The organism is Endozoicomonas ascidiicola, assembly GCF_001646945.1.
Lineage (GTDB): Bacteria > Pseudomonadota > Gammaproteobacteria > Pseudomonadales > Endozoicomonadaceae > Endozoicomonas > Endozoicomonas ascidiicola.
In genome coordinates this window covers 491,022-492,545 of record NZ_LUTV01000001.1, presented here as the reverse complement: position 1 = coordinate 492,545, position 1,524 = coordinate 491,022, and the positions used below count along the sequence as shown (strand labels likewise).

The 1,524-nt window shown below is 45.7% G+C and carries 2 protein-coding genes; both read left to right on the top strand.

Translation table 11 applies throughout. From position 1 onward, the window contains the following. Positions 1-955 (top strand): hypothetical protein (locus tag AKL11_RS01845; protein ID WP_216636741.1); only part of this gene is annotated, 955 nt, incomplete at its 5' end. 329 nt (positions 956-1,284) lie between these two features. Next, positions 1,285-1,524: transposase (locus tag AKL11_RS25505; protein ID WP_495524912.1), on the top strand; the 240-nt coding region annotated here is incomplete at its 3' end.

Sequence of the window (1,524 nt, the reverse complement as noted above, 5' to 3'; positions counted from 1 at the left end):
GAGTCCTGAGGGCAAAAAAGAATTGCTGAAAGCCAAGCTCAAAAACAGTGTTCCCAGCCTTGAAATTGCACTGAAAAAGGGACACACTGAAACGGCCAAAGCCTTTGTAAATGAATTGCTAGAAGCCAAGCGCCAAGACGGTACTCCCTACTTTTTATTTTCACTGAAGAAATTACTGAAGGAAAGACACTCTAAAACGGTCATAGCCTTTGTAACAGAACAGCTCGCAAAAGAACAGCTCGCAGCCAAGGATAAAAACGGTGTTCCCAGACTTCAAATTGCACTGGCCAAGGGAGACCCTAAAGAGGTCATAGCCTGCATAAAGGCAGTCTCCTCCAGCAAGCTGCTGAGTCGTGAGGATAAAAAAGAACTACTGGCAGCCAAGGACCAATTCGGTACTCCCGGCTTTTTATTTCCACTGCGGTATGGACACCCTGAAACGGTCAAAGCCTATATAAAAACAATACTTTCCTTGCCCAGCGAGCTGCTGACGTCTGAGGATAAAAAAGAACTGCTGGCCGCCAAGGATCAAGACGGTATTTCCAGCTTTCAAAGGGCACTGATGCTTGGAGTGCCTAGAACGACCAAAGCTACTGTTAATGCCTTTGTAGAGGCAATATTATCCAGCAAACTGACTTCTAAGGATAAAAAAGAACTGCTGGCAGGCGAGAATAAAGACGGTAATCCCATTTTTTTATCTCTACTACAGTATGGGCTCCCTGAAACGGTCATAGCCTTTGTAAAAGCAATATTATCCAGCAACCTGACTCCTCAGGATCAAAAAGAACTACTGGCAGCCAAGAATAAAGACGRTGTTCCCTGCCTTCAAGCGGYACTGACGYTTRGATACATTAAAGRTATCGAAGCGACGGTTAATGCCGTTGAAAACGCAATCTCTTCCAGCTCGCKAAGTGCTCAGATTAAAGAAGAACTACTGCATAAAAGAGAACAGTAGAGGACATCCAGTGCGCCGAGATAAATCGGCAGAAGATTGAAGGTGAAAGCCCTTCATCCGGTAAGGCGTAGCGAGCCGCCGGAACCCCGAGTCATGGGCGGCTGTCAGTAATGGCAATGGTTAAGCGTTGACAGGGGAAGGTGCAGGCTCTGCTTTTAAAGGTAAGAGGGAGCTCCGAAACCATTATTGAGAACGTCGACCCTGTTGGATGAGGGGGAAGACAACACGAAAATATATCGAAAATATATAGGACAGCCATAAACTTGACTACCTGGACGACTCGTCTACCTTTTGATCATTAATAATTTTAACGATCAGGAATCGAAGTAATGACGACTGCTCGGAAGAATCTGATAGATCCGGCAAGTACGCCGTATTATCACTGCATGGCTCGCTGTGTACGCAGAGCATTTCTCTGTGGTCGAGATAAGTTTTCGGGCAAAAACTATGAGCACCGTCGCCAGTGGGTAGAGGATAGGCTGAAGATTTTATCAGGCATCTTTGCCCTTGAAATCTGTGCCTATGCCGTTATGTCCAATCACTATCATGTCATTCTTCATATTAACCGC